Annotated in this window: 9 protein-coding genes; all 9 read right to left on the bottom strand. The window is 37.2% G+C overall.

Annotated elements, in window-relative coordinates:
- A partial coding sequence (locus STRDD10_RS09405) for a tagatose 1,6-diphosphate aldolase (RefSeq protein ID WP_156468644.1) occupies positions 1-477 on the bottom strand: 477 nt, incomplete at its 3' end.
- 2 nt (positions 478-479) lie between these two features.
- On the bottom strand, positions 480-1,409 hold the full coding sequence (locus STRDD10_RS09410; RefSeq protein WP_067195473.1) for a tagatose-6-phosphate kinase: 930 nt from the start codon (positions 1,407-1,409) through the stop codon (positions 480-482).
- A 12-nt stretch (positions 1,410-1,421) separates the two neighbouring features.
- Positions 1,422-1,937: a galactose-6-phosphate isomerase subunit LacB gene (gene lacB / locus STRDD10_RS09415; RefSeq protein WP_067195476.1), complete on the bottom strand. Its 516-nt coding sequence runs from the start codon at positions 1,935-1,937 to the stop codon at positions 1,422-1,424.
- 16 nt (positions 1,938-1,953) lie between these two features.
- Complete coding sequence (gene lacA / locus STRDD10_RS09420) at positions 1,954-2,379, bottom strand: galactose-6-phosphate isomerase subunit LacA (RefSeq protein ID WP_067195479.1); 426 nt, start codon at positions 2,377-2,379, stop codon at positions 1,954-1,956.
- A gap of 128 nt (positions 2,380-2,507) precedes the next feature.
- A complete protein-coding gene (locus STRDD10_RS09425; RefSeq protein ID WP_067195481.1) occupies positions 2,508-3,404 on the bottom strand; it encodes an aldose 1-epimerase family protein in 897 nt (298 codons plus the stop codon).
- A gap of 103 nt (positions 3,405-3,507) precedes the next feature.
- Complete coding sequence (locus STRDD10_RS09430; RefSeq protein WP_067195483.1) at positions 3,508-4,983, bottom strand: PTS galactitol transporter subunit IIC; 1,476 nt, start codon at positions 4,981-4,983, stop codon at positions 3,508-3,510.
- Positions 4,984-5,028: 45 nt separating this feature from the next.
- Entirely contained in the window at positions 5,029-5,334 is a 306-nt protein-coding gene (locus tag STRDD10_RS09435) for a PTS sugar transporter subunit IIB (RefSeq protein WP_000590551.1), read from the bottom strand.
- A 105-nt stretch (positions 5,335-5,439) separates the two neighbouring features.
- Entirely contained in the window at positions 5,440-5,916 is a 477-nt protein-coding gene (locus tag STRDD10_RS09440; RefSeq protein ID WP_067195486.1) for a PTS sugar transporter subunit IIA, read from the bottom strand.
- 397 nt (positions 5,917-6,313) lie between these two features.
- Positions 6,314-7,060 (bottom strand): DeoR/GlpR family DNA-binding transcription regulator, encoded by a 747-nt coding sequence (locus STRDD10_RS09445; RefSeq protein WP_067195489.1) that lies wholly within the window; start codon positions 7,058-7,060, stop codon positions 6,314-6,316.
- Positions 7,061-7,396: the final 336 nt, after the last annotated feature.

Raw genomic sequence — 7,396 nt, forward strand, 5'->3', positions numbered from 1 at the left:
TGGAATATCTTCTGCCACACACTCTGAACCAATCCGTTCGATGTAGGCTTGTTTTTCTTGGTTGAGCTCGTCTGATGAGTCTACATCATAGTAAAGCAAGAATTTGACTGCATCCGCACCTTGTTCTTTGATGCGTTTAGCAGACCAAACATCCAAGCAGTCTGGCAAGCGTTTAGTGCTTGTTGTGTCGTAACCTGTTTTTTCATAAGCAAGGAGAAGGCCCGCATTTTCGTCGAGTGCCTTTATAGCTGGAAGTCCATATTCAGGGTCTAGAAGCATAGATGATGCGTATTTGGTCAATTCATCTGCTACCAAAACTTTCAATTCTTCCATTTGGCTAACAGTTGGCTCTGCTTCTTGGTATTGAGCCATAAGGCGCTTCAATGCTCCACGTTGGTCAAAGGCCAAAGCAGAAATAATGCCATTTGCATCAGACAATTTATCTAGATACTTACGTTTTTCTTCTGTTAATCCCATTTTTATACCTTTCTCACTGTTAGACGCTGATAAAGAGCGTCATAGTTGTTTACATTAATATGTCCCGTCATTTTTTCTTGTGCATTTAACATACCAAGAACGTTCGCTTTGATAAGGAGTTCATCATCACTCTCTCTGTGGCAGAGCCCAGATGCTATCCCTGCAACGGTAGAATCTCCAGATCCAACTGGGTTGACTACTTGAATTTTAGGAATATCTACCTTATAAAAAGTATCACCATGTTTTGCAAAAGCACCATTCGCTCCGAGTGAAACAATAATCCAATCAATGCCTGCAAACAAAGGGGCTTGAAGTACTTCTTTTAATTCATCCAAATCCTTAGAAACTTCTTTTCCTAGAAGTTGCGACAATTCTTCGTTATTTGGCTTAATCACTGTTGGTTTGTGTGGTGATTCGAGAACCGCTCGAAGGGCTGCACCTGAGCAGTCCAAGACTATTGGTTTCCCTGCTTGGTTAGCAAGTTCTACTAAGTTCGCATAGTAATCAACCGGAAGACCAGCTGGTAGACTACCTGAGATAGCTACTACTTCCACAGTGTCAAGGAGATGCTTGAAATGAGTTAAGAAATCTTTCCCTTCTTGTTCCAGAACTTCTGGCCCTTTTTCAAGGATTTCAGTTTGGTTGTCTCCGTGTAGAATAGCGATACAGTTACGAGTTTCACCTTGAATTGAGAAGAAATGTTTCCTTACCTTATCGTCAATATTCTCCACCAAAAACTCACCAAGTTTACCACCAACTAAACCAGTCGCTACAACAGATTCCCCAAATTCTGAAAGAACTCGAGTAACATTAAGCCCTTTCCCCCCGGCTGTCTTTGTCACATCACCAACACGATTAACTGTATCGATTTTCAACTCATCCAAAGGGTAGGAGATATCAATGGATGGATTCATTGTGACTGTTAATATCATTCACGTCACCTCTTAGTCGTGGTATTCACCGCGATCCCATTTTTCAAGGAATTCTGTAAAGAAGTCAGTGTCTGCTTGATGGGCATTGTGAGTTTCAACGTGCTCAATTTTCGCAATCAATTTCTTATTTTCTTCAGATGGTTTGTATTCCGCATTAATGAAAGCTTCGATAATATCGCACATGAGCAATTCACCAGTAATTTTACCACCAAAACCAATAACATTGGCATTCAACTCTTCTTTTGCATAAAGAGCTGTTGTCATATCACGTACCAAAGCAGAACGAATACCCGGCACCTTATTCACCGCATTGTTAATCCCAACTCCAGTACCACAGATACATACACCAAGATCTGCTTGACCGCTTGCTACAGCTTCTCCAACTTTCTTACCAAAGATTGGATAGTGGGTACGGGTATGGTCATAAGTACCAAAATCAAGTACTTCATATCCCTTTGATTTCAAGAAATCAGAAACAGCCATTTTTTCGTTTGTCACAATGTGATCACAACCAATTGCAATTCTCATTTGAATACTCCTCTCATTAGCACATTTTATTCAACATATCGACACGGATTTGGTGACGACCACCATCGTATTTACCGTTAACGAAACCTTTGGCAATGTTTTTTGCTAGTTCATCTCCAACAGTTTCAGCACCCATTGTGATCATGCGAGAATTATTATGTCCACGTGTCATATAAGCTGAACGCTCATCTGAAACCTCAGCCGCCACCATGCCTTTGATTTTCGTTGCCACCATAAATGGACCTGCACCGTAAGCATCAATAACGATACCTAGATTTTCTTCTGCTTGATTAACTTCTTTAGCAACTGCAAGAGTTACATCAACAAAATCTTGCCCATCTTTTGAGACATCTACGACATCGAAATTTTCATTTTCCAGAAAATCCTTCACAACTTCTTTCAATCTTGAACCAGCAAGATCTGCACCAAGTATAATAGACATTTTTTGTCCTCCTTTAAGTTTATTTATTTTTAAAATTGTTTACTTAAAAACATTTATTTGTTTACAAAACTATAATACACTTATTTTTGTTAATTGTCAACATTTAAATGTTTATTTTCGAACATCTACTAGAATATTTCTATCTCAAATCCAACTTCCTCTGTTTGTCCAGCAAGAAGAATATGAGCGTTTTTCTTGTACTCTAGATAATCACTTTCTTCAAGCGATGTTGATAATCCAAGCCATGGTTCGATTGCTATAAAAGGACCTTTGTTCGTTGTAGACCACAGGATAAGATAAGGAAAATCCTCAAAATTTAGACGCAAACCTTTCTCGTGATTACGCGACTTCAAAGAAATACTCCTAGATTCCAACTGATCCAATGTTACTGCATCCTTTTCAAACAAGTGATAATCTAAGGGTAATTCTTTTTGATGGTCTAAAAATAACCTACGATCTAATAGATTTAGCATCCCTGTCTCAGGGATAGAAAGCGGAACACTACATGTTTCTTCCTGTTCGAACTCAAGGTAGTAATCTTCATAAACTTCCCCATCTAATAAAGGACAATTAAAACCGGGATGTCCTCCAACAAAGTAAGGCATAGTTTTCTCACTTTCTAGATTCGTAACTATGTATTGAGTTCGAATTTTCTTCCCTATCAGTGTATAGCAAATCGTTAAGCGAAAATGATATGGATAATTTTTATACATCCTCTCCGTGCTTTCTATCGCAAAACTAACACTATTTTCTGTTTGTTCCACCAGTTCGAAAATTTCTTTTCGTACTAACCCATGTCTAGGAATAATGCCAGTAAAATACGGTCGATCATTGGGGCGATAAATAGCGGAGTCATTGCGTAAACTCCCACAAATGGGGAATAAGACAGGCGCCTGAGAACTCCAGTAAGTTGGATTTCCTTGCCAAAGATATTCAATCCCCTCAGTATCCTTAATGGATGATAGAGCACCTCCTAGCTCTTTAAACTGAAGTGTCAAGAATTCATTTTTGAGTTCGATCATTATAAAATCTCCTTATGAATTTATTAAAAAAGAAAAACTAGGCTGACCACTTCCAACTTGGAAATCGACAACCCAGTTTTTACAATGTACATTTTATAGGAGCGAATTATTTTGCTTTTGCTGCGTATTCTTCGTTACGTTTAATCATTTGTTTTCTATACCAAGCAAAGATACCTACATAGAATACAAGGAAAGCTAAAGCGCCAAGAATAGCTGTGATATCACCAGTTGTAGCATTACCAATTGCCCAACCAAATAGTTTTTCAACTGGTCCTTCAAGAGTTGAGTGTGTAATCAATTGAGATTGGCTCACACCTTCAGGGAAAGCACCTACACCTTTAGCAAGTTCGGTTGCAAATGGTGCAATGAGAGTTCCTGAAAGAAGGAAGAGTGGCAATAAGAGTGATCCGAAAATAATCATACGGAGCAATTTACCACGAGTAACAACCAAGAGAGCTGGGGTTACACCCATAGCGATGATACCAGCAAGTGGCAGGATACCATTTCCGACGTTTGAAAGAAGCACAGCTTCAATCAACATGATTGGTGCAAGTACGTTAGCACATGCCCAAACTTCAGCACGGCCAGCAATGAATGGCCAGTCAAGACCAATATTGAATTTACGTCCTTGAAGACGTTTAGTAGCAACGTTTGTAATACCTTGTGACAATGGTTCTACGGCTGCAATAAACCAAGATCCGATAAGTGAGAAGAGCTCCAAGCAGACACCAGCTGTCAAACCAAGACTCAACCAAGACTTAATGACCAATTCCCAGTTTTTCAATTCTTCTACATTTGGTTCTGGATGCGGAGTTCCCATCAAACCAATGACAATACCAAGAATGAAACCGATAAAGAATTTAGAGCCCCAGAAACCGATTTTCTTGTTCAAGGCAGCTGCGTCAAAGTCATATTTATCAAGTCCTGGCAAGACTTTATCAAAAATTTTATCCAAGACCATGATGATTGGGTTCATCATGTAGTTCATGTGTGTTGACGTCATTGGTGATGAGCTTGGTGCATTAAGAAGGTCATCGAAAGTTGGTTTCATCAAGTCTGAGTTGATAATTTTCATCACCCCAACGAGAACTACCGCAAGTGTCGCAATTAAGAGTGAAATCCCTTGATTCACACCATTGTTATCCGCATACCATTTAATCAACAGACCTGTAATTGACAAATGCCAGATATCAAAGATATCGACGTCGAGTGTATCTGTCTTTTTCATTGCAAGCATAACAACATTGACAATCAACATGACAAGTAAGAAGTAAAGTGTCCAAGCTGAACCCCATGTGATAGTTGCAAGTGGTGCCCAACCAACGTCAGTAATATTCAACTGAATACCAGTGTTTTCAACAAACTTCGCTAGAGATGCAGAAAAAGCACCATTTAGCATACCGATGATTGCACCGATACCAGTAAGAGCGATGGCAAGTTTAATACCACCTTCAAGAGCTTTGGAGAATTTCACTCCAAAGAGTAAAGCCAATACTGTCAAAATGATCAACATAATGATAGGTCCGCCCATATCCAATATAGGCTTGAATATAGTGTTGGCTAGATTAATTATGACATCCATAATGAATCCTCCCTTTTCTTTATGGTTTTATGAATGTGAACGAAATTAGCTTAATCCGTGTTCTTTAATCGCTGCTTCAATATTATCGAACACTGGAGCACTCATAGCTGGGATACGGAACAAGATTGGTCCAGCTTCAATAACTGGAATACCTGGTTCAAAACCAAGGTCAGTCGCAGCAATCGGTGTGAAGATGTCGTAGCCTTTGATGAGATCTTCGTTTACATCTTTTACCATAACCGCATCACAGTGGACATCGTAGCCACGGTTTGAAAGTTCTTCTTCAAGAGCGCTCTTGATTTGGTGGCTTGAGTTAACACCTGCACCGCAGGCAGCAAGAATTTTAATCATTTGGATTTCCTCCATATTTTAAAAAATTTTTATATGGTTTCTTAGAACTATCACTGTTGTACTTCAGTACAATCAGGATAACTTCTAGAAACTAAACTAACTAGTTTATGAAACAACCTTTGTGATATAGCGATAAATTTCAGCTTCTTCCGTCATCGTAGACAAGGCTTCAAGGTTACCATTTGAAGTAAAGAAATCCATCAACTGAGCAAGAATATTGGTTTGACTTGAACTTGAGTTGTTAATAATAAAGAAGAGCAGAGATACCGCTACCTCCTGATCTGGTGCAATCATGTTATGAAACACAACTGGCTGACTCAAACGTACAACTACTACATTTTCTGTCAGATTGTGGACAATATCCGTATGAGGAATCGCCACATTTGGAAGATCCTTACCAAGAAAAGCCATGTCTAATCCAGTTGGAAACGCCTTCTCCCGTTCAATAAGAGCTGAACGATAAGTTGGAGTGACAATTTGTCTTTCCTCTAACAAGCTTGCAACTTGATCAAATAAATCTTCTTGACTGCTAGCGTCGAGACAGAAAACCAACTTTTCATCAAAAAAATGATCCAATCCCATCGTATTCCCCTTTCTATTAATATGATATCTTTTACAGTATGATTATATCACTATATAAAAGCGCTGTCAATAGTTTATATGTACTTTTTTGTTTGATTTTGTTCGAAAAATATATGTTGATTTACTTTATAAGTTCTTTTATGCTAGAGAAACCCTAAAACTTTAGATTTTCAAACAGATAAACTGAAAATTTACTATAATTTTCTTAAAAATATTTTTCAAAAAAATTCGACTATTGCATCAAAACTAACAAAACCACATACTAAAATAAAAAAGTGAGTAAAAAATTAATTTACTCATCTTTTCATTTTGTTATTTTAAAGCTGTTATCCTACACATCAATGAATCTACAATCCAATATAAAGTCGATTCGGACAAAGCCCTACGTACTAACTAATTATAAAATCTTAGTATAAGTTTGGTATTTATTCCTAACTCTTTTAGTGATATTGTCATCCGTAATTACAGCATTTAAATCGTCCATTCGATAAAATGTATAAAAAGAATAACTGTCAAACTTACTATTATCTGCAACGATATATTTTTCTATAGCATTGTTGAGTATAATGGCGTTTCCATTCCCTTCTTCTTCATTAGCGGTCGTTACATTATGACCGTCAATCCCATTTACTCCGATAAAAGCTTTGGAAACTTTGATTTCTTGAAGAAGCTTGTTAGCAAATTGTCCCACAAATGTTTGAGTTTTAACCCGATATCGTCCCCCAACTAATATAATATCACAATTTGGATTGTCCTTAAGTTTTTCAAAGATTGGTAAAGAGTTCGTTACAATACTAACTTCCTTATCTTCTAAGTAATCACCAATAAAATCCGTCGTCGTTCCAGAACCAATAAAAACAGTATCTCCATTTTCAATCAATTGGGCACATTTTTGAGCAATTATTTTTTTCTCTTCAACATTAATCATGTTTTTTTCAGAATGAGAAGCTTCAATGAGACCATCTCTCACCTTGCGATGGGCACCTCCATGAACTCGGACAAGAAAATCTTGCTGTTCCAATTCAATTAAATCCCTGCGAATCGTCATGTCCGTTACTCCCAAACGGGAAGTTAAATCTTTAACAGATACCATTCCATTGCGATCTAATTCTTGTAGAATAGCGATATGTCTACTTTCTTTCATAACTTTTTCCTCGTTTGTATTATTCTATCTTCATTATACTATATTTTCCAACAAAAAAAGAATAATCAAACATTTTGTCAAAAAAATATCGAAAAATTTAAATAAAATTCTAAAGTGACTTATACATTAACCCTATAATCTAACCTTACTGAAGTCAGAATAAAAACAGACTATCCTAAATTTATATGTATTTCTCTCTTCCACATCAAATTCAAAACATAGACGGCAATATATTGATTTCAACAATAACTGTTTTTAATTCGCAAGTAGACGATTAATTTCCCCGTTCAAATGAAACGATTATAAATTTAAGAGGTTGGATAAAAATGAACTGCA

Origin of the sequence: Streptococcus sp. DD10 (assembly GCF_001578805.1) — a bacterium.
Lineage (GTDB): Bacteria > Bacillota > Bacilli > Lactobacillales > Streptococcaceae > Streptococcus.

Bases quoted from the DNA above. Each gene is read 5' to 3' on its own strand.
- STRDD10_RS09410 (WP_067195473.1), bottom strand. From the start codon at position 1,409: ATGATATTAACAGTCACAATGAATCCATCCATTGATATCTCCTACCCT.
- lacB (WP_067195476.1), bottom strand. From the start codon at position 1,937: ATGAGAATTGCAATTGGTTGTGATCACATTGTGACAAACGAAAAAATG.
- lacA (WP_067195479.1), bottom strand. From the start codon at position 2,379: ATGTCTATTATACTTGGTGCAGATCTTGCTGGTTCAAGATTGAAAGAA.
- STRDD10_RS09430 (WP_067195483.1), bottom strand. From the start codon at position 4,983: ATGGATGTCATAATTAATCTAGCCAACACTATATTCAAGCCTATATTG.
- STRDD10_RS09435 (WP_000590551.1), bottom strand. From the start codon at position 5,334: ATGATTAAAATTCTTGCTGCCTGCGGTGCAGGTGTTAACTCAAGCCAC.
- STRDD10_RS09440 (WP_067195486.1), bottom strand. From the start codon at position 5,916: ATGGGATTGGATCATTTTTTTGATGAAAAGTTGGTTTTCTGTCTCGAC.
- STRDD10_RS09445 (WP_067195489.1), bottom strand. From the start codon at position 7,060: ATGAAAGAAAGTAGACATATCGCTATTCTACAAGAATTAGATCGCAAT.